The sequence below is a fragment of the Vibrio sp. 1874 genome (assembly GCF_033344395.1).
Lineage (GTDB): Bacteria > Pseudomonadota > Gammaproteobacteria > Enterobacterales > Vibrionaceae > Vibrio > Vibrio alginolyticus.
Genome location: NZ_JAWPOR010000005.1, coordinates 165,961 through 185,628, shown reverse-complemented (window position 1 = coordinate 185,628; position 19,668 = coordinate 165,961). Strand labels below are relative to the sequence as shown.

The 19,668-nt window shown below is 45.6% G+C and carries 17 protein-coding genes; 9 read left to right on the top strand and 8 right to left on the bottom strand.

Annotation, left to right across the window (positions count from 1 at the left end; all coding sequences use genetic code 11):
• Nucleotides 1–378: 378 nt before the first annotated feature.
• On the bottom strand, nucleotides 379–1,038 hold the full coding sequence (gene yihA / locus R8N46_RS12750) for a ribosome biogenesis GTP-binding protein YihA/YsxC (protein ID WP_017635019.1): 660 nt from the start codon (nucleotides 1,036–1,038) through the stop codon (nucleotides 379–381).
• Nucleotides 1,039–1,197: 159 nt separating this feature from the next.
• Between yihA and R8N46_RS12745 the strand changes: the two genes are divergently transcribed.
• The 5 genes from R8N46_RS12745 to hemN all read left to right on the top strand — a co-directional run bounded on the left by R8N46_RS12745 (nucleotide 1,198) and on the right by hemN (nucleotide 5,906).
• Entirely contained in the window at nucleotides 1,198–1,815 is a 618-nt protein-coding gene (locus tag R8N46_RS12745; RefSeq protein ID WP_005379248.1) for a c-type cytochrome, read from the top strand.
• An 838-nt stretch (nucleotides 1,816–2,653) separates the two neighbouring features.
• Nucleotides 2,654–3,292, top strand: a complete 639-nt coding sequence (locus tag R8N46_RS12740; RefSeq protein WP_005379250.1) for a class I SAM-dependent methyltransferase — start codon at nucleotides 2,654–2,656, stop codon at nucleotides 3,290–3,292.
• Nucleotides 3,292–3,834 (top strand): Der GTPase-activating protein YihI, encoded by a 543-nt coding sequence (gene yihI / locus R8N46_RS12735; protein WP_005379252.1) that lies wholly within the window; start codon nucleotides 3,292–3,294, stop codon nucleotides 3,832–3,834. The genes R8N46_RS12740 and yihI overlap by 1 nt, the downstream gene beginning before the upstream one ends.
• Before the next feature lie 7 nt (nucleotides 3,835–3,841).
• Complete coding sequence (locus R8N46_RS12730; protein WP_171345950.1) at nucleotides 3,842–4,330, top strand: DUF2489 domain-containing protein; 489 nt, start codon at nucleotides 3,842–3,844, stop codon at nucleotides 4,328–4,330.
• Between the two features lie 184 nt (nucleotides 4,331–4,514).
• On the top strand, nucleotides 4,515–5,906 hold the full coding sequence (gene hemN, locus R8N46_RS12725; protein ID WP_171345951.1) for an oxygen-independent coproporphyrinogen III oxidase: 1,392 nt from the start codon (nucleotides 4,515–4,517) through the stop codon (nucleotides 5,904–5,906).
• 69 nt (nucleotides 5,907–5,975) lie between these two features.
• On the opposite strand, the gene add is transcribed toward hemN, so the two are convergent.
• The 6 genes from add to glnA all read right to left on the bottom strand — a co-directional run bounded on the left by add (nucleotide 5,976) and on the right by glnA (nucleotide 14,603).
• Entirely contained in the window at nucleotides 5,976–6,980 is a 1,005-nt protein-coding gene (add, locus tag R8N46_RS12720) for an adenosine deaminase (RefSeq protein WP_005382965.1), read from the bottom strand.
• A 147-nt stretch (nucleotides 6,981–7,127) separates the two neighbouring features.
• Complete coding sequence (locus tag R8N46_RS12715) at nucleotides 7,128–9,674, bottom strand: EAL domain-containing protein (RefSeq protein ID WP_171345952.1); 2,547 nt, start codon at nucleotides 9,672–9,674, stop codon at nucleotides 7,128–7,130.
• Nucleotides 9,675–9,776: 102 nt separating this feature from the next.
• Nucleotides 9,777–11,180 (bottom strand): nitrogen regulation protein NR(I), encoded by a 1,404-nt coding sequence (glnG, locus tag R8N46_RS12710; protein ID WP_005379267.1) that lies wholly within the window; start codon nucleotides 11,178–11,180, stop codon nucleotides 9,777–9,779.
• A gap of 57 nt (nucleotides 11,181–11,237) precedes the next feature.
• Nucleotides 11,238–12,284, bottom strand: coding sequence for a nitrogen regulation protein NR(II) (glnL, locus tag R8N46_RS12705; RefSeq protein WP_017821940.1), 1,047 nt, complete (start codon nucleotides 12,282–12,284; stop codon nucleotides 11,238–11,240).
• Between the two features lie 132 nt (nucleotides 12,285–12,416).
• Nucleotides 12,417–12,998 carry a DUF4124 domain-containing protein gene (locus R8N46_RS12700; protein WP_042522597.1) on the bottom strand — a complete coding sequence of 194 codons (582 nt, stop codon included), beginning with the start codon at nucleotides 12,996–12,998 and terminating at the stop codon, nucleotides 12,417–12,419.
• 195 nt (nucleotides 12,999–13,193) lie between these two features.
• A complete protein-coding gene (gene glnA, locus R8N46_RS12695; RefSeq protein WP_005379275.1) occupies nucleotides 13,194–14,603 on the bottom strand; it encodes a glutamate--ammonia ligase in 1,410 nt (469 codons plus the stop codon).
• A 530-nt stretch (nucleotides 14,604–15,133) separates the two neighbouring features.
• Between glnA and typA the strand changes: the two genes are divergently transcribed.
• Both typA and R8N46_RS12685 read left to right on the top strand, forming a co-directional pair.
• Nucleotides 15,134–16,963: a translational GTPase TypA gene (typA, locus tag R8N46_RS12690; RefSeq protein WP_005379276.1), complete on the top strand. Its 1,830-nt coding sequence runs from the start codon at nucleotides 15,134–15,136 to the stop codon at nucleotides 16,961–16,963.
• A gap of 72 nt (nucleotides 16,964–17,035) precedes the next feature.
• A complete protein-coding gene (locus R8N46_RS12685) occupies nucleotides 17,036–17,578 on the top strand; it encodes an AAA family ATPase (RefSeq protein ID WP_031779018.1) in 543 nt (180 codons plus the stop codon).
• 31 nt (nucleotides 17,579–17,609) lie between these two features.
• Here the strand turns inward: R8N46_RS12685 and R8N46_RS12680 are convergent, their stop codons facing one another.
• Entirely contained in the window at nucleotides 17,610–18,251 is a 642-nt protein-coding gene (locus R8N46_RS12680) for a DUF2959 domain-containing protein (protein WP_005382972.1), read from the bottom strand.
• 34 nt (nucleotides 18,252–18,285) lie between these two features.
• On the opposite strand from R8N46_RS12680, the gene R8N46_RS12675 reads away from it, so the two are divergent.
• Nucleotides 18,286–19,230 carry a virulence factor BrkB family protein gene (locus R8N46_RS12675; protein WP_005379281.1) on the top strand — a complete coding sequence of 315 codons (945 nt, stop codon included), beginning with the start codon at nucleotides 18,286–18,288 and terminating at the stop codon, nucleotides 19,228–19,230.
• Nucleotides 19,202–19,636: a D-aminoacyl-tRNA deacylase gene (gene dtd, locus R8N46_RS12670; protein WP_005379282.1), complete on the top strand. Its 435-nt coding sequence runs from the start codon at nucleotides 19,202–19,204 to the stop codon at nucleotides 19,634–19,636. The genes R8N46_RS12675 and dtd overlap by 29 nt, the downstream gene beginning before the upstream one ends.
• Nucleotides 19,637–19,668: the final 32 nt, after the last annotated feature.

Here is a 19,668-nt window from a genome sequence, read left to right as displayed (position 1 = left end):
AATCTCGATTTTTCCTTCAAATTTATTGCGTTATTCATCCTGTAAATTTACGCCAGTCACACTATTATTTTTTCTTGAAAGAAACTAAGTTACATCTTTTTGAAGATTTGCTTGGCTTAACTGTCTGAATTGTAACGCTATTGGGTGTTTTTGGAGTGAATGTTTGGTGATACACAGGAAACAAGAGCGCTTTTTAACCTATTGAAATCGAATCTCAGTTCAGCAATGCTTCGTCACATAACAATAATTACCAATTTTTCTCTCCCGTTATCCCTGCCAGGAAGGCGGGGATTTTTATTGCCTGTTATTTAGTTCAGATAAACAAAAGCCCCACCAAATGGCAGGGCCGTGTCGAAGAAATTTAACAAATATTGTTAATTATTCTTCATCGCTCGCAGGTATCTCTTGTTCGTCTTCTTCTATCAGGTGTGCTAGTGCTGGTGCAAACCAGGTATCCAGTTTTGCACGTAGCTGATCGACACCTAATCCTTTCAGTGAAGAGAACACATCAACAGAAACGTCACCACCGAAAGTTTCTACTTGCTTACGAACTTTCAGTAGAGTTTGTTTGCGTGCACCACTTTTTAGTTTATCTGCTTTGGTTAGCAAAACTTGCACAGGAATGTGGCTATCGATGGCCCAGAAAATCATTTGTTGGTCGAGATCTTTCATTGGATGACGAATGTCCATTAGAACCACTAAGCCTTTTAGGCACTCGCGTTTCTGTAGGTATTCACCCAAAGATTTCTGCCATTTGTTTTTCATCTCTACCGGTACTTGAGCAAAACCGTATCCAGGTAGATCGACAATGTGACAACCTTCTTCTACTTTGAAAAGGTTGATTAATTGCGTACGACCAGGTGTCTTTGATGTCTTGGCTAAGCTTTTTTGATTAGTTAGACGGTTAAGTGCACTCGATTTACCAGCGTTTGAGCGTCCTGCAAACGCAATTTCGACACCTTCGTCTTCCGGCAGGTGACGAATATCGGGTGCGCTGGTGATGAAATGCGTATTTTGGTAATGAATTTTTACGCTCACTGTTAACTCCATCTCGACTTTGTGTAGTCGATTGATTACTTTTTTGTGAAAATGTGTAAAATAACCGTGCTCGGCATAAGGTCGCCTATTGTACCATGAGTGTACGCGGTATGTTCACATTCCGTGGTACTGGAAGCTTGATAATTATAATGGAATGTCATGAAGAAATTAGCGCTAATTTTGAGTCTTTTAGCCAGTTGCTCAGTATGGGCCCAAGGTAATATTGAGGCTGGTAAAGCAAAATCACAAACCTGTGTCGCCTGTCACGGAGCAGATGGCAACAGTGCAATAACAACGTACCCGAAACTCGCAGGCCAACACGCTAAGTATCTTGAGAAGCAGTTAAAAGAACTTAAGCTAGGCATGACAAGTGGTGGTAAACAAGGTCGTTACGATCCTGTAATGAGTGGTATGGCAATGCCACTGAGCGATGAAGATATCGCAGACCTATCTGCTTACTACGCTTCGCTACCAGTTTCAGAAAACTCAACACCTGAAGATGTAGTAGCAAAAGGCAAAACGCTTTATACCGCTGGTGATGCCGAGCGTGGCCTAACCGCATGTATTGCATGTCATGGTCCTCGTGGCAATGGTACTGAGCTTTCAGGTTTCCCGAAAATTTCTGGTCAGCATGCTGACTACATCAAAGCTCAGCTAGAAAAATTCCGTGATGGCGACCGTGGCAATGATATGAATGCCATGATGCGCGACATCGCGAAGAAAATGACAGACGAAGATATCGAAGTGCTGTCTAAATACGTTGGCGGTCTGCACTAATATACCTAAATCGCTCAAGATCCTGCATCTTGAGCTGGTTGGGTAGATGTCCCTACATCGTTCGAGCAACTTGTACAAAAATGCCCTAGTGAATCCACTAGGGCATTTTTGTTCGTGACAGATATCACAGTCGAGTTTGGATGCGAAAGCGATAGTTGGCTCGGCAGTTTGTGAGACATTTGCCATACTTGATGTTGGCTTTTTCTTGTTAGTGTTTTTAAGTTTTTGATTAAATGATAATTTTGATTTTTTAGAAAAATAGGCGGATTATTTTTTCAACCCATTACTTGTGAGCATAACGGGATGGCGTAAAGTAGAAGTCGTTCACAGGGAGTGAATGTAAGGATTTAAGACCACGGTTTAGGTCTCCAAGGATGTAGCTCGGATGCTTGGTGATTTAGAAAGGGATTTAGATAGGTAGGGAGCCTATCCGATAAGGATGGTCATCTCGTCTGACGGTTAAGACAGTGAAACGGATCAGGCACAGGAAGTTGCTCAGTAGACAGGAAGTAAACGGATAGCCAAAACTCATCAGGAAGATGAAAAACAACTCTTTTTGGCAGGGAAAGCTCTAAAAACAAAGGGATTATTGGTGCACCAAATGTGTGCAACACAGTTTCGCCAATTGATGGCACTTAGAAAGCGACAGTCTGACTGTCGCTTTTTTTATATCCGTTGACTTGCTCAGTCGTAACTTGAATTGAGATTACTGCACTTATTTAGCTTTATAGGTTGTAAACAAAGTTTTTTAACAAAAATTGCTGAAAAAACACTCAACAACACTCCAATCCGAGTTCACTTTCTGGTATGTTTCGCATCCCTGTTTGAGGAAGTCAGCATGCATACCTGTCCTTTATGCCAAAATCAGCGCACTCACCATTATTTTGAAGATAAGCGTCGTGAATATCTTCAATGTGAGCAGTGCAGCTTGGTATTCGTAAATCCAGACCAACGTTTGGATGCGGAAAGCGAAAAAGCTCACTATGATTTGCATGAGAACAACCCCGATGATTTGGGTTACCGACGCTTTTTGTCGCGTATTGCTGACCCGATCACAGAGCGAATTTCTCCACAATCAAATGGTATCGACTTTGGTTGTGGTCCTGGCCCAACGCTCTCCTTGATGCTGGAAGAGGCGGGGCACAACATGGCGTTGTACGATCTCTATTACCACCCTGATACGTCGGTTTTAGAAAAAACGTACGACTTCATGACAGCAACAGAGGTGATAGAGCACCTCTACCACCCAGATTTGGTGTGGAAGCAATGGTTGAATTTAGTTAAGCCAGGGGGCTGGATAGGCCTGATGACGAAAATGGTCATCGACGTGGAGGCTTTCAAATCATGGCATTATAAGAACGATCTCACTCACGTAGTGTTCTTTAGTCGTGACACGTTCCAGTTCCTAGCAGAGCGGGATAAGCTCGAACTCGAATTTATTGGTAATGATGTAATTTTACTGAGGAAACCCCAGTAATGAGCCGTAGTAAAAAATCTAGAAAGCCGGGTGCCGCTGGTGCGCCTGAGTTTGTTGTAACTCGTAACCGTACAGAATCTGATGTGGAAGGCCGCTTACGCAAGCGTGCTAAAAAGCGTAAAGGTCTGAAAACGGGTAACCGTAACTCAGAAGTTAACGAGCAGAAAAAGCAAGCTGCTGCACAAAATCGCGACCCGCGCTTAGGCAGCAAAAAGAAAATACCTCTGATTGTTGAACCTGCGAAGAAAATGACGAAGCAAGAGCGTCGTTTGTCGGCAGAGCAAGAACTAGAGATGCTAGAAAATGACGCGCAATTGAACGTGTTGCTAGACCGTATTGAAGCGGGTGAAAACCTGGGCACAGGTCTACAGAAATTCGTCGATGAGAAACTCGATCGCATTGAGAAACTAATGGACCAACTAGGTTTGTTGGAACCTGAAGAAGAGGAAGACTTCACTGCACCTGCTGAGAAAAGCACGCGCAACGATGATGACTTGCTGGCAGATTTCGACGACATTAATTTCGACGACTATAAAGGATAATTAAGCTATGAATGTAACCTTATTAGCTATTGCTGGTGTTGTGATTATCATCGCACTCGCTTCTTATGCAGGTTACCTTCTGCTTCAATTGAAAAAGCAAAAGGAATTGCAGCTGAAGCATCAAAAATTGGCGATAGACAAACGTAACGCCAACATTTTTGAGAATGTGCATACCTTGTGTCAGGCGGGCATTCAAGGCCAGTGCGATTTATCTGAAATCAGTATCCGTGTGTATAACATCATGGATTATGTACAAGGTGAAGACCGCGTTGATTTCGATAAAACGTACCCTGCGATTTCTGAGCTTTACCACATCGTGAAAGATATGGCGCGTGGCGAAGAACGCCAACAACTTGCCAAGAAAGAGCGTATGCAACAGAACTTGACGCGTCATAAAGCGGAAAGCCGCCTCACTGATGCGATTATTGAGGAGCTCAAAATGTTGCAGAAAAACGTCCAGCCACTGAATAATCAAATCAATATTCAGATGATTTAAGCGCGACCCCCAATAGTCTCCTTATGGCTAATGGGGGTATCGTGATCACGCTAGCACTTCTTTAGTTTTATACTTAAAAAGCCAGTCGGCGTTGCCACGCTTGTCATCGTCGTATGGCAAAATAGTGGCTCTGAATATCGGGTGACGGCTTTCGTTGCCCTAGCATTTAACGGAAAGTACCACCATGTCGAATCAACACACTGAATCGAAACAGCAAATCGTCTGGGATCAAGCGGTATTGGATAAGTACAACTATTCCGGGCCTCGTTATACGTCGTACCCAACGGCGCTGGAGTTTCATGAAGCGTTCACCATTTCTGATTATGATATGGCATGCACTCAATACCCAGAACGCCCATTATCGCTGTACGTACACATTCCGTTCTGTCACAAGCTTTGTTACTACTGTGGATGTAATAAAGTCATTACGCGCCACTCGCACAAAGCGGATGAATACCTCGACGTGCTTGAACACGAAATTCGTCAACGTGCTGCATTACTTGTGGGTCGCACCGTGACGCAATTGCATTTTGGTGGTGGTACACCGACGTTTCTCTCTGAAAAGCAAATCACGCGTGTAATGAGCCTGCTACGCCAAGAGTTTACTTTTAGCTGCGATGCTGAAATCAGTATCGAGGTTGACCCGCGTGAAATCGAGCTGACCATGCTGGATCATCTGCGTAGTGAAGGCTTCAATCGCTTGAGCATCGGTGTTCAGGACTTCAACAAAGAAGTGCAAAAGCTGGTGAATCGTGAGCAAGATGAAGAGTTCATCGTTGCGATGGTTGCGCGCGCAAAAGAGTTAGGCTTTCGTTCGACGAACCTAGATTTAATTTACGGTTTACCGAAGCAGACCAAAGAATCTTTTGCCAAGACTCTAGAACAAGTGCTAGAGATGCAGCCGGGCCGTCTATCCGTGTTTAACTACGCGCACATGCCACAGCTATTTGCAGCGCAGCGTAAGATTAAAGACGAAGATCTGCCAAAGGCAGAAGAGAAGATGGCGATTCTGCAAGACACCATCGCGACACTGACCGGTGCTGGCTACCAATTTATCGGTATGGACCACTTTGCTTTGCCGGACGATGAACTTGCTGCTGCCCAGCGCGAAGGTATTTTGCATCGCAATTTCCAAGGCTACACCACACAAGGTGAATGTGACTTGGTTGGCTTTGGTGTTTCTGCAATCTCGATGATCGGCGATGCGTACGCGCAAAACCAGAAAGAGCTGAAGAAATACTACGCTCAAGTCAACGAACTTCGTCACGCTCTATGGAAAGGGGTCTCTCTGGACTCCGATGATTTGCTCCGTCGTGAAGTGATTAAGCAGCTGATTTGTAACTTCAAGTTAGACAAGAAAGCCATTGAGTCTGAGTTTAAAGTGAAGTTTGAACAGTACTTTAAAGAAGACTTACAGCTACTTCAGACCTTCATCAACGATGAGCTGGTGGAAGTGGATGACAATGAAATTCGTGTGACGCTGCGAGGTCGTTTGCTGATCCGTAATATTTGTATGAGCTTCGATAAGTACCTGCGAGCAAAGGCACGTCAGCAACAATTCTCTCGTGTTATTTAATCAGAGATACAGATTCAAGATATAAAAAATGCCAGCAGATGCTGGCATTTTTTTATGTTTTCGCTGGATTTAAGCGCGATCTTTTACTTTTTCTCTCAGTTCCGATTTTTCTGCTTCTGAAAGGAACGCAATCTCAAGGCCATTGATTTGCGCTTGGCGAATCTGGTCTTGGCTCAGGCCAGCGGCTGGTGCCGCTACTTCGTATTCGTATGGCAGTTCGATGCCTTCAACCGCTGGATCGTCAGTGTTCAAACACGCAAGAACGCCATGCTCTAGGAACTGCTTGAGAGGGTGGTTTTCTAGCGTTTCTACCGTACTTGTTTGGTAGTTTGACGTCAGGCAAGATTCAATACCAATGCGGTTTTCTGCTAGGTAATCCATCAGTTTTGGATCGTGAATCGCTTTTACGCCGTGACCGATACGAGTTGCGCCCAGCTCATTGATTGCTTGCCACATGCTCTCTGCACCTGCTGCTTCACCAGCATGGACCGTTACCCCAAGGCCAGCATCGCGTACTTGCTTGAAGTGAGACACAAAGCGATCACCCGGTTGGCCTAGCTCGTCACCCGCAAGGTCGACGGCAACGATGTGATCTTTCTGGCTCAGAATGCCGTCCAGTTCTTGTTGACATGCGTCAGTGCCAAATGTACGACTCATGATACCGATCAGGTTGGCTTTCACGCCAAAATCGCGCATACCCGCTTGCACACCGTCCACGACGGCTTCAACAACCCCCGCTACTGGTAGTTTGTGTTTCATCGCCATGTAGTAAGGAGAGAAACGCAGCTCTGCGTAATCGATTTGTGCGTTTAGCGCGTCTTCTACGTTTTCGTACGCGACACGACGACACGCATCTAGATCGCCCAGTACAGCAACACCCCAGTCGAGCTTAGAAAGGAAAGCAACAAGAGAGGGTTCCGCTTCGACAATTTGAACGTGAGGAGTGAGAGACTCAATATCGTACGCTGGTAGGGCAATGCCAAACTTTTGGCCTAGCTCAAGAATCGTTTTAGTACGAATGTTACCGTCGAGGTGACGGTGCAAATCAGTAAGAGGAAGGTTCTTCGTTATCATTTTGTCGATCCGGATAGTTATGAACTGGAACAGGGCCCAAACATCATCTGTGACAATACATGGGTAAGATTTGCAGTTAAGTATAAATAACAGTTGGGTAGATTGTCAGTAGAGGATGACTAGGAAATCAACGATTCTCGCTCTTTTCTACTTCATGTTCACCAAATGTGTTGGCCATTCTTCTAGTGGCATAGGGCGGCTGTAGTAGAAGCCTTGCACCTGATTACAGCCTAAAGAGCGCAGTAATTGTGCTTGATTGCTATCCTCGACACCTTCCGCGACGACATTAGTTTTGAGACCTGCTGTGATATTGATGACGGCAGCGACGACTGAACTGTTTAAGTTTTCTTGTGTGAGTTGATTGATGAAGGTGCGATCAATCTTCAAGCAAGTAAACGGTAGAGAGTGGAGGTAACCCAGTGATGAGTAACCGGTGCCAAAGTCATCTATCGCGATACCAATACCCATTTCACGCAGTTTAGTCATGTTTTCTAGTGTGGTCGGTGCGCTATCAATGATGCGTGATTCTGTGATCTCTAGTGTGAGGTTACTTGCTGGTAATTTCGTGATATCCAATACGCTTGTCACCGTATCAACAAAACTTGGGCAGGATAGTTGATTAACAGAGATATTCACATGCAGTTGGAAGTCCGACGGCCACTGTTTGCTTTCGATCGCTTGGTAAGTGTCGCGACAAGCTTGTAACAGAATCTGTTGGCCGATGGCTTTGATCATGCCGCTTTCTTCCGCGATTGGGATAAAATCTAATGGTGACACCATACCTGAGTCGCTATGCCAACGCGCAAGTGCTTCGGCGCCACACACTGTGCCACTGACGAGATCCACAATCGGTTGGTAATGAGGAATAAACTCTCGGTTTTCAATGCCAGTTTGGATCTTGGTCAGCATTTGTGTACGAAACTTTGAAGCGCTCGCTAGTTCTGGGCTGTAGTGACAAACACCAGTCAGTGAGTCTTGTTTGGCGTAACTTAATGCGATGCTGGCGTTGCGTAACCATAAAGGCATGGTTTCGTTTGGCTGGGTTTGTACAATACCAAGTGAAATCTTCATCACTACATTCTCGCCTTCCACCATAAATGGGGTGGAAAAGAGTTGCTGTAATCGACGCTCGGTTTGTTTAATTTTGGTTTCCGTGTCGACATTTGAGAGAAACACCGCGAATTCGTCACCACCAATCCGAGCCAATAATGCGTTGTCACGAAACTGCTGTTTTAACCTTTTAGCGATGCTGACCAACAACTGGTCGCCGTTGTGATGACCCACACTGTCGTTGATATCTCTAAATTTGTTGATGCCAAGTAAAAATAAACTGCCGTGACAAAGATGAGACTGATTTTCACAGATTTCGACCAAACCCTGACGACTATATAAGCGTGTCAGAGAGTCATAAACCAACTGTTCACGCAATGCTTTGAATGAAGCTCTTAGATTGTTCGCCATTTCATTAAAAGCATGGACCAGTACGGTTGTCTCATACACATAACCAGGCTTTGGCATGCCGCTATCCCAATCCCCATTTGCCAGGTGCTGAGCGGCGGCGGCCGTCGCGTTAATTGGTCTAGTAACTCGGTTGAAAATGATCCAACTGATGGCGATACCAAATAGGCTTACAATAATGCCAACGAGCCAGCTCTCTTGCTGGCTTTTTGGTAACAGGCCGAGAAGCTCGGACTCTGAAATGGAGGTGCCAATAAACCATGTTAAGCCATCTTGGTCTCGATACGGGGTTAGCCGACTGAAAATACGTTGGCCATCATGTTCAAATGAAAAAGTATAAGGTTGCTTGGTGTTGTTGAGATCGAAAGACCGGACGCGGCTCGCACTGATTTTGATGATCGGGTCTGCGTTTTCAGCGGCAAGCAAACGCTGCCCTTTATCCGAAAATTTTGTGCCCCATGAGATGACGCTTCCCGGGCCTGAGTGAGCTATTAAACGATGATCTGGGTCCATGATGTAGACCGATGCTTTAGTGTTGTATTTTAACTCGCGCAGGAACTCGTTGAATGTATTGATACGAATGTCTGTCACCAAAACACCAGCAAATTGGTCGTGTTTGTACACCGGCGTCATGGCTGATAGCGTAATATCCTGGCGTTCGTCAGCGTTGGTATAAATTTCAGACCAAGTGGCGTTTTGGCTCTCTGCAACGGGCTTATACCATGGGCGAGTGCGAGGATCGTATTGGGAGATAACCGTTCGAATGTTGTTACTCACATGGTTGGTTCCATAAATAACCAGATCACCATCGGTGTAGCGATCTTGCACCATTAAGGTGTAATCGTCGGAAAGTTCGCGGCGAAAGCCTGCAAAGTCGCCGTTTTCTGAACCAAATGCGATTACATCCAACTGCGGTATCGATTGGTAAAGATTTTTGAATGCACTTAGCAGGTAGTTTTGAATGTCTGAGGTATCGTGAGGGCGATAAAGGTTGTGATAGCTGACGTTGTGCGCGAGAGCCATAACCGCAGTAAAAGGCTTACGTAGATAGCTATTGAGGTGGTCGTGGACACTTTCGGTTAACACGGAAAGTTGCTTGTCACTGATATCCGTGACCACTTCTTCGTAACTTTGTTTTTGGACGTAGACAATGACACCGATCGCCAGTAAGAAGATCATGACAAATGGAATCAAAACAGCAGTACGCAGTGTAATTTGAGTCGTAGCAGTAGACATCGCCTAATCACATAGATGGTGGTGCGCCACAATTGTACTTATGTTTTTATTAATATCGAGTGACAAACGACGCTCGTTGTTAATGCACCACGTAAGTGATTGTCAGTACAATTCTTTTAATTTTCTGGTGAGTGTATTTCGCCCCCAGCCTAATACTTTAGCGGCATCTTGCTTATGACCTTTAGTGTGCTCTAAGGCTGCTTCTAATAAAATGCGTTCAAATTCTGGTAAAGCGTAAGAAAGCAGTTCTTTATCTCCTGCTGCGAGTGAATGCCGTGCCCAATCCGCTAATTGTTCTTGCCAACTACCATGTGCAGAGTCTGAAATGGATTTTTTCTCTTCGAGTAGTTCGCTTGGCAGGTCATTTGGTAACACTTCGCTACCACTGGCCATAACGGTTAACCAACGGCAAATATTCTCTAATTGACGAACGTTGCCAGGCCAATCAAGGCGGTTAAGAATCTCCACGGTCGACGGGTGGAGAGTTTTTGTTTCCACACCAAGCTCGTCAGCCGCACGGATAAGAAAATGCTGTGTAAGCTTTTCAATGTCTTGCTTACGCTCACGCAGTGCCGGGATCTGCACGCGAATCACGTTTAAGCGATGAAAGAGGTCCTCACGGAAGTCACCTTCGTGCACCAGCTTTTCTAAGTTCTGGTGTGTTGCCGCGACAATTCGTACATCGACACTGATCGGAGAGTGACCGCCCACTCGATAAAACTGCCCGTCAGCTAGAACGCGTAGTAAACGAGTTTGAATGTCCAATGGCATGTCGCCGATTTCGTCTAAAAATAGAGTGCCGCCATTGGCTTGTTCGAATCGTCCTTGACGAACATTGTTTGCTCCCGTAAACGCGCCTTTTTCGTGGCCAAACAGTTCTGATTCAATCAAGTCTTTGGGAATCGCCGCCATATTGAGCGCAATGAAAGGTTTGTTAGCACGTGGACTGTGACGGTGCAGTGCATGAGCAACGAGTTCTTTACCCGTGCCCGATTCACCGTTAATCAAGACTGAAATAGAGGAGCGAGAAAGACGACCAATGGCGCGAAACACCTCTTGCATCGCTGGTGCTTCACCGATAATTTCAGGCGTTTCTGCTGGAATGTCTTCTGGAGAGAGCTGCTCGCGTTTGTTTTCGTGGCTGTGTGCAATGGCTCGTTCAACCAGAGTTAAAGTTTCATCAATATCAAAAGGTTTTGGTAAATATTCAAAAGCACCTTTTTGGTACGCATTCACTGCTGCATCTAAATCTGAGTGCGCGGTCATGATAATCACGGGAAGGTCTGGGTAATCGCGCTGTACTTGTTTTAGTAGCTCCAACCCATCAATACCTGGCATGCGAATGTCTGATACTAGAACATCCGGCACTTCGCGTTCGAGCGCCATTAACACGCTTTCTCCATCGGCATAGGTTTCACATTTGATGTTGGCAGAGGAGAGCGTTTTCTCCATTACCCAGCGAATTGAACTGTCGTCATCAACGACCCAAACATATCCTTTACTCATGTAGTAATCCTTGCAGCAAACCGAAAAACTGACGCGACTTGAAGTCCATTAGCGCAATCAGATCGGCAGATAAATAGTAAATGTTGTGTGACCAGGCCAGCTTTCTACGTCTATTTTTCCATTGTGCTGGTCGATCAAATTTTGCGAAATAGATAGCCCTAATCCTGTTCCTCCCTCGCGGCCACTGACCATGGGATAGAACAGCGTGTCTTGTAGTTCCGGTGGAATACCAGGGCCGTTGTCTGTGATTTCGACACGAGCAGCGAGTTTACAGCGTTTGCCGTGAATATTGGCTTGATGCACCGTTCTGGTGCGAATGGTTATTTTCCCGTGTTCTTGATGGCTAAGAATTTGTGCGGCGTTGCTGACGATATTAAGCATTGCCTGTTCGATTTGGTCTGTATCCATCAAAATCTCTGGCAAGCTTGGGTCATAATCTCGTTCAATGATGATTGAGCGTTGTGACTCTAATTCAACCAGTTGGCGAACCTTTTCAAGAATTTGGTGCAGATTTTCTTGTGTCTTCTTACCTGGCTTCTGCGGTCCTAGTAATCGATCCACGAGCGCCCTTAAACGGTCTGCTTGCTCAATGATGATGTGTGTATATTCGGTGAGAGAGGGCTCTGGCAGCATTTTTTCTAACAATTGCGCCGCACCGCGTAAGCCGCCAAGCGGATTTTTGATCTCATGTGCAAGCCCTCGGACTAACAGCTTCGCCGCTTGTTGTTGGGCGTGTTGGTTCAGTTCTTGAGAGAGTCGGCGCTGCTGATCAATTTTGCGCATCTCGACCAGAAGCATCAACTGCTTTTGCCAAGTGATAGGGCTAACCGTCACCTCTAGCATTAAAGGGCGGCCATCAACAACGAAAGTGACGTCACTGTCGGTGATGCTTTGGCCACTTTGCAACGGTTGAGTGAGCAGCGCGAGATCCAGCGACGCATGCTGAATCAATTGAGAAAGCGATTGTTCAATAATTCGTTTGGCGCTTTGAGAAAACAGCAATTCGGCAGCCGGATTGGCATAACGGATGGCCAATCCATCATCAAGAATCAGCGTTGCTGTCACCATATTGTTGAGAATGGCACTAGGAAGACTGGTATCCACATTACGTCCTTGTTTTGCTTTAAGATTGTGCGATGCACAATAATGGTGCAATTGAACGTTAAGTATGGCGAATAAATCTTAGAAGAAAAAGTGAAAAGCATCGCTGTGATGTGATTTTTTTCACCAGATATTCTATTTTGCCCCTTTTACGGTCGGCTTAACACTTGCTCTATGTAAATGCACCGTTATAGGGCTAGTAGATGCAATAAGCTTGCCGCTTCTTTTCGCGTGCACAGCAAGTGTGTGAGTGCCTCGGTCAATATTGTTTAACTGCCATACTATATGGTTTTGTGGTGCACCATAAGGTTTTCCATCGAGTAACAATTGCAATTGCTCACCGATACCAAGCTTGCGATTGGTTTCTAATTGAATATTGATGATGCCTCGATTGCTGCGGATGGTCTCGTTGTGCTTGGGAGTCAGCATCGAGAGTTGTAATGGGAGAGGCTGATCGGTTGTTTTCTCTGGCTTGTTTTGTGATGCAGTAGATGGCGTAGTCTGAGGTGCGAGCGATTCAGTACTTTCTACCTCAGGAGCTGGTGCGCTGGCTTCAAGGTTTGGCAGTGCGATCGCTTTTGCTCCTTTGTTTGGCGTATCACTAAAGTGAACCACGCCATTTTCATCTACCCACGTATACGCGACCTGCGCGAAGGCGATAGAGGCGATTAACAATCCGCTGAGTGCACACAGTGATGGAATAAGCTGAACTTTCATTGCTCACCTTCTCTTGTTCGATGATTTCACGTTTCAATGGCTTAGCTCTTTGACCTGTAAGGAAAAATTCTAAGCGTATTTTTATTATCCCCTCATGTTAAACGTCGAAGCTTGAGTGGCGAATACAAAAAAGGCCCGCCTGCGAGGCGAGCCTAATATTTTATTGCTGTGTTTACATTTTACACAGTGTCGACCTTACACAGAGTAGTAAAGTTCGAACTCAACAGGGTGAGTTGTCATGTTTACACGCTCTACGTCCTGAGACTTAAGGTCGATGTATGAATCGATGAAGTCGTCAGAGAATACGCCGCCCGCTGTTAAGAACTCACGATCAGCATCTAGCTCTGCTAGCGCGTCTTTTAGTGAGTATGCAACAGTTGGGATTTCTGCTGCTTCTTCAGCTGGAAGATCGTAAAGGTCTTTATCCATCGCTTCGCCTGGGTGGATCTTATTCTTGATACCGTCAAGACCAGCCATAAGCATTGCTGCGAAACATAGGTATGGGTTCGCCGCTGGGTCACCGAAACGAACTTCGATACGACGTGCTTTCGGGCTTGGTACCACTGGGATACGGATTGAAGCAGAGCGGTTACGCGCTGAGTAAGCTAGCATTACTGGTGCTTCGAAGCCTGGTACAAGACGTTTGTACGAGTTGGTTGATGGGTTAGCGAATGCGTTGATTGCACGAGCGTGTTTGATGATACCACCGATGTAGTAAAGCGCCATTTCAGATAGACCGCCGTACTTGTCACCAGCAAATAGGTTTACGCCATCTTTTGCTAGAGACTGGTGAACGTGCATACCGCTGCCGTTGTCGCCAACAAGTGGTTTAGGCATAAACGTCGCTGTTTTACCAAACGCGTGAGCAACGTTGTGTACAACGTACTTGTAGATTTGGATTTCGTCAGCTTTGGTTGTTAGCGTGTTGAAACGAGTTGCGATTTCGTTTTGACCCGCCGTTGCCACTTCGTGGTGGTGCGCTTCAACAACAAGACCCATTTCTTCCATTACTAGACACATAGCAGAACGGATGTCTTGAGATGAATCTACTGGAGCTACTGGGAAGTAACCACCTTTAACGCCTGGACGGTGACCTTTGTTACCTTCTTCGTAGTCAGAACCTGTGTTCCATGCCGCTTCTACGTCGTCGATCTTGAAGAAAGAGCCTGACATGTCCGTCGAGAACTTCACGTCATCAAATAGGAAAAATTCTGGCTCAGGACCGATAAGTACAGTATCTGCAACACCTGTAGAACGCATGAAGTCTTCAGCGCGTTTTGCGATAGAGCGTGGGTCACGGTCATAGCCTTGCATTGTTGCAGGCTCTAAGATGTCACAACGGATATTTAGTGTTGCGTCTTCCGTGAATGGGTCAAGCACAGCAGAAGATGCGTCAGGCATCATTACCATGTCTGATTCGTTGATACCTTTCCAGCCAGCAACTGATGAACCATCGAACATTTTACCTTCTTCGAAGAAGTCTGCGTCGATTTGGTGAGCAGGGATCGAAATGTGCTGCTCTTTACCTTTTGTATCAGTGAAGCGTAGGTCAACAAACTTAACTTCGTTTTCTTGGATCAGCGATAGAACGTTTTCTACTGACATCTTGGATAACCTCCAGTGTTAATAAGCGGTAAAAGCTCGATTTATGAATTATTCATGAAACCTGGCATTGATTAATCAATTTGACTTTTCATTAATCGATGCTGTTTTAACTAAAGCCAAAACCGTGCCAAAAAAAATATTCCATTAATTTCAAGCAATTGTGTTTTTGAATGCTAGTTTGGTGCACTTGCTTGCACCAAAATGATCTTTGCTTGCACTATTATGGTGCCAAAAATCATTGTTGCACCATAATGTGACAGGTACATTGCGTATTCAGCCCAGTTTTTGAGCAAGAGTCAATTTGAATTATGCATCGATTAGAATAAAGTTGCGTTTAATCAATTCGTTCTGAGGAAGAAAATGGGCATTAAGCGTAAAAATCGCAGAAATGCTCGGGAGTAGATCACATATTTCTAGGCTTTTTGCTAAAATCTGGTACATTATGGCCGTTTTTTTAATCAGCAAATGTCGCCAGAGAGCACCCGTTCTCAGCGTGGGGGCATTTCATCTATCTAAGTGAATCAATATCCATGGCTACTCCACAGATTGATAAATTAAGAAATATCGCGATCATCGCGCACGTTGACCACGGTAAAACCACGTTGGTTGACAAGCTGCTACAACAATCAGGCACGCTTGAGTCTCGCGGTGAAGCTGAAGAGCGAGTCATGGACTCGAACGACATCGAGAAAGAGCGCGGTATTACCATTCTTGCTAAAAACACAGCAATCGACTGGAACGATTACCGTATCAACATCGTAGATACTCCGGGACACGCGGACTTCGGTGGTGAAGTTGAGCGTATCATGTCGATGGTAGACTCTGTACTACTTATCGTTGACGCAGTCGATGGTCCAATGCCTCAAACGCGTTTCGTAACACAAAAAGCGTTTGCTCACGGTCTAAAACCAATCGTTGTAATCAACAAGATTGACCGCCCTGGTGCACGTCCTGATTGGGTTATGGACCAAGTGTTCGACCTGTTCGACAACCTAGGTGCAACTGATGACCAGCTAGACTTTAAAGTAGTTTACGCATCAGCACTTAACGGCTGGGCTTCTCTAGAAGAAGGCGAAACTGGCGAGAACATGGAACCACTATTCCAAACTATCGTTGATGTTGTTGACGCGCCAAATGTTGACCTTGATGGTCCACTACAGATGCAAGTTTCTCAGCTAGACTACAGCTCTTACGTTGGTGTTATCGGCGTGGCTCGCGTAACTCGTGGTAGCGTTAAACCAAACCAACAGGTAACCATTATTGGTGCTGACGGTAAAACTCGCAACGGTAAAGTGGGTACAGTAATGGGCTACCTTGGCCTAGAGCGTCACGAAGTGGAACAAGCTAACGCGGGTGATATCATCGCAATCACTGGTCTTGGCGAGCTGAAAATTTCTGACACTATCTGTGCACAAAACGCAGTAGAAGCATTACCACCATTGTCTGTTGATGAACCAACAGTAACAATGACGTTCCAAGTAAACACGTCTCCATTCGCGGGTAAAGAAGGTAAGTTCGTAACGTCACGTAACATCCTTGAGCGTCTTGAGAAGGAATTGGTACACAACGTTGCGCTACGCGTTGAGCAAACAGACGATCCAGATAAATTCCGCGTATCAGGTCGTGGTGAACTTCACCTTTCTATCCTGATCGAAAACATGCGTCGTGAAGGCTTTGAGCTAGCAGTATCTCGTCCAGAAGTAATCATCAAAGAAGAAGATGGTCAGTTGATGGAACCGTTCGAGACTGTAACGATCGACGTAATGGAAGAGCACCAAGGCGGCATCATGGAGAACATCGGCCTACGTAAAGGTGAGCTGAAAGACATGTCTCCAGACGGTAAAGGTCGTGTGCGTATGGACTTCGTTATGCCATCACGTGGTCTGATCGGTTTCCAAACGGAATTCATGACACTGACTTCAGGTTCAGGTCTTCTTTACCATACGTTTGATCACTACGGCCCTCACAAAGGCGGTAACATCGGTCAACGTGTAAACGGTGTACTAATCGCGAACGCGATGGGTAAAGCGCTAACTAACGCACTGTTCAACCTTCAAGAGCGTGGTCGTCTATTTATCGGTCACGGTGTTGAAGTTTACGAAGGTATGGTTATCGGTATTCACAGCCGTGACAACGACCTAACGGTAAACGCACTGAAAGGTAAGCAGCTAACCAACGTTCGTGCATCTGGTACCGATGACGCACAGGTTCTTACTCCGCCTATCAAGATGACTCTTGAGCAAGCACTAGAATTCATCGATGACGACGAGCTAGTAGAAGTAACGCCTGAAAGCATCCGTATCCGTAAGAAGTTCCTAACGGAAAGCGACCGTAAGCGTGCTTCTCGTGGCGCGAAATAATTTTCGTTAAGCGATTCAATTAAGAAGAAGCCTCGAGTTATGCTCGGGGCTTTTTGTTTTCTGGAGTTGAATATGAACCCGATTATTATCACCGGTGGGCCTGGTGCGGGAAAAACAACACTGCTGAATGCGCTAGACGCGTGTGGTTATGCCACGTTTCCTGAAGGGTCTCGCGACTTGATTGAGCAGCAAAGCCAGTTAGAAAATGGTATTTTGCCGTGGACGAATTTACCTGAGTTTGCCAAGTTATGCCTTGGGTTGATGGACAAACAAAAGAGTGATGCGCGTTGTCATGATGTTGCGTTTGTTGATCGCGCCATCCCCGACATCATTGCATACCTACAAGTGGGCGGCTGTAAGGTTGACCAAGCTTTCTTAACCGAAAGCGCTGGGTACCATAGTCAGGTGTTTACTTGTCGACCTGAAGCATCCATTTACGTACAAGATGAAGTGCGTCCGCACAGCTTTGAAGAAGCATTGGAGATTCATCAGTCGTTAGTGAGTGTCTATACTGAGTTGGGTTATGAAGTGGTAGAAGTGCCATGGGGAACTGTACCAGAGAGGGTAGGCTTTGTTCGAAGAGTCATCGGTTTACTCGGTGAGGTCGCCGACTAAAACCTCCTCACTTGGAGGAGGTCTAAATCATTTACTTTTGATTGAGCTTTTGTAGGAATTTATCGGACTCTGCAATCGCTTCGTTCATTTGTTTGATCGCAAACTGAATGTCTTTCTCTAAGCTAGAGAACTCACCTTGCAAAGAACCAATCGCACTGGCGTTAAGGTTGTGTTTTAAGTACAACGTGTTGTCACGTAGCGTATCCAGTACCGGTGTCATCTTTTTCTCTGCACGCTTCATAGCGCTAAGCATGGTTTTGTACGAGGCTTTGGTTTCACGTAGTTTTTGCTCGCTTGAACGACGCAGTTTCGCACTCGAGTACAGCTCTAGCTCATCTTGCCACTCATCAAACAGTGCGCCGGATACGTCTTCAATCGCAGCAATACGGTCACGTACGTCTTGAGCCGCTTTTTCGCTATCTTCGTATTTGTCATTGATGTTGTTGTAGACATTTTCTAGCTCACCACCATCAAAGTTGGTGATCGCAGACAAGGCTTCAAGTGCACTGGTGAATTCTTCTTGTGCATCTTGTTGAGATTCTTTGGCATCTTCGACGCGGTCGACCATAATATCTCGTTTATGATACCCAACCTGCTCCATTGCTGAGTAATAAGCAGATTGACACCCTGTTAAAGTGAAAATTGATAGTACAATTGCTAATAAATAAGGCATTCTTATGTCCTCGGCGCTAATTATGGGATGAACTATGAACCAGTTATCAGAGAGTTACAAGGCGAGATTAATCAATCTACTGCCAAGTTGCGTCGCGTTTTTTAAGTATCTTCTTAAGCGATTAACGCATGACCGTGTGAATGTGAACGCGGGCTATCTTGCCTACATTACCTTGTTATCCATCGTGCCAATGCTGACGGTATTGTTATCAATATTGTCGAAATTTCCCGTTTTTGCGAACGTTGGTGAGGTGCTGCAAGGCTACATTATTGAGAATTTTGTGCCAGCTTCTGGAGAAGCTGTACATACGGCATTACAGGAATTTGTGGCGAATACGGGCAAAATGAGCGCGGTTGGCGGTGGGTTTTTATTCATCGCAGCGGTCATGCTGATTTCCAACATTGATAAGAACTTAAACTACATTTGGCGAGTTAAAGACAAGCGCCGTTTAGTCTTTTCATTCTCTATGTATTGGATGGTACTCACGTTAGGGCCGATCATGGTCGGTGCGAGTATTGCGGCGACGTCGTACGTGACTTCGCTGCAAATTTTAGAGAACGAGACATTATCTGGTGCGTTTAATTTATTTCTGCGTTGGCTACCGTTGTTGCTGTCCTTTTTTGCTTTTCTTGGCTTGTATATTCTAGTGCCGAATAAAAAAGTACACCTCGCTCATGGTGCCATGGGGGCAGCAGTCGCCGCGATACTGTTCGAGTTGAGTAAAAAAGGCTTTGCGCTTTACATCACTCAGTTTCCGTCTTATCAGCTCATCTACGGCGCGTTAGCGGCGATTCCTATCTTATTTGTTTGGGTGTATTTATGCTGGATGATCGTGTTATTGGGGGCGGAAGTTACGGCTGCGCTTGGTGAGCGAGAGCACTGGAGTGAAGATTTAGACATGATACACTCGACCGCTGAATCTCAGTTAACAGATGAAGGAAGCGAGAGTAGTGATAGCGCTAATTCAACGAGTCAGTGAAGCAGCCGTCCGTGTGGATGGTGAAGTCGTAGGAGAAATTGATCGTGGTCTGCTGGTCTTATTGGGCGTAGAGAAGGACGACGATGAAGCTAAAGCAAAGCGTTTAATGGAGCGTGTTACAACCTACCGTGTGTTCGAAGATGACGAAGGCAAGATGAACCTGAACGTTAAACAGGTGGAAGGTAAAGTGCTGGTGGTTTCTCAATTTACGCTGCCTGCGGATACAAAAAAAGGCACGCGAGCTGGCTTTTCTCGCGGTGCGCATCCTGTTGATGCAGAGCGCTTGTATGATTACTTTTCTGACTTGTGTGAAGAAGTCTTACCCACACAGCGTGGCCGCTTCGCTGCCGATATGAAAGTGTCTTTGGTGAATGACGGTCCAGTGACGTTTTGGTTGCAGGTCTAATCTGGTAACACAGGCGCCATAGTCTAAGCTTT

Excerpts from the sequence above, each read along its gene's own strand:
- R8N46_RS12745 (WP_005379248.1), top strand. The coding sequence starts at position 1,198 with ATGAAGAAATTAGCGCTAATTTTGAGTCTTTTAGCCAGTTGCTCAGTA.
- R8N46_RS12740 (WP_005379250.1), top strand. The coding sequence starts at position 2,654 with ATGCATACCTGTCCTTTATGCCAAAATCAGCGCACTCACCATTATTTT.
- yihI (WP_005379252.1), top strand. The coding sequence starts at position 3,292 with ATGAGCCGTAGTAAAAAATCTAGAAAGCCGGGTGCCGCTGGTGCGCCT.
- R8N46_RS12730 (WP_171345950.1), top strand. The coding sequence starts at position 3,842 with ATGAATGTAACCTTATTAGCTATTGCTGGTGTTGTGATTATCATCGCA.
- hemN (WP_171345951.1), top strand. The coding sequence starts at position 4,515 with ATGTCGAATCAACACACTGAATCGAAACAGCAAATCGTCTGGGATCAA.
- add (WP_005382965.1), bottom strand. The coding sequence starts at position 6,980 with ATGATAACGAAGAACCTTCCTCTTACTGATTTGCACCGTCACCTCGAC.
- R8N46_RS12715 (WP_171345952.1), bottom strand. The coding sequence starts at position 9,674 with ATGTCTACTGCTACGACTCAAATTACACTGCGTACTGCTGTTTTGATT.
- glnG (WP_005379267.1), bottom strand. The coding sequence starts at position 11,180 with ATGAGTAAAGGATATGTTTGGGTCGTTGATGACGACAGTTCAATTCGC.
- R8N46_RS12700 (WP_042522597.1), bottom strand. The coding sequence starts at position 12,998 with ATGAAAGTTCAGCTTATTCCATCACTGTGTGCACTCAGCGGATTGTTA.
- glnA (WP_005379275.1), bottom strand. The coding sequence starts at position 14,603 with ATGTCAGTAGAAAACGTTCTATCGCTGATCCAAGAAAACGAAGTTAAG.
- typA (WP_005379276.1), top strand. The coding sequence starts at position 15,134 with ATGGCTACTCCACAGATTGATAAATTAAGAAATATCGCGATCATCGCG.
- R8N46_RS12685 (WP_031779018.1), top strand. The coding sequence starts at position 17,036 with ATGAACCCGATTATTATCACCGGTGGGCCTGGTGCGGGAAAAACAACA.
- R8N46_RS12680 (WP_005382972.1), bottom strand. The coding sequence starts at position 18,251 with ATGCCTTATTTATTAGCAATTGTACTATCAATTTTCACTTTAACAGGG.
- R8N46_RS12675 (WP_005379281.1), top strand. The coding sequence starts at position 18,286 with ATGAACCAGTTATCAGAGAGTTACAAGGCGAGATTAATCAATCTACTG.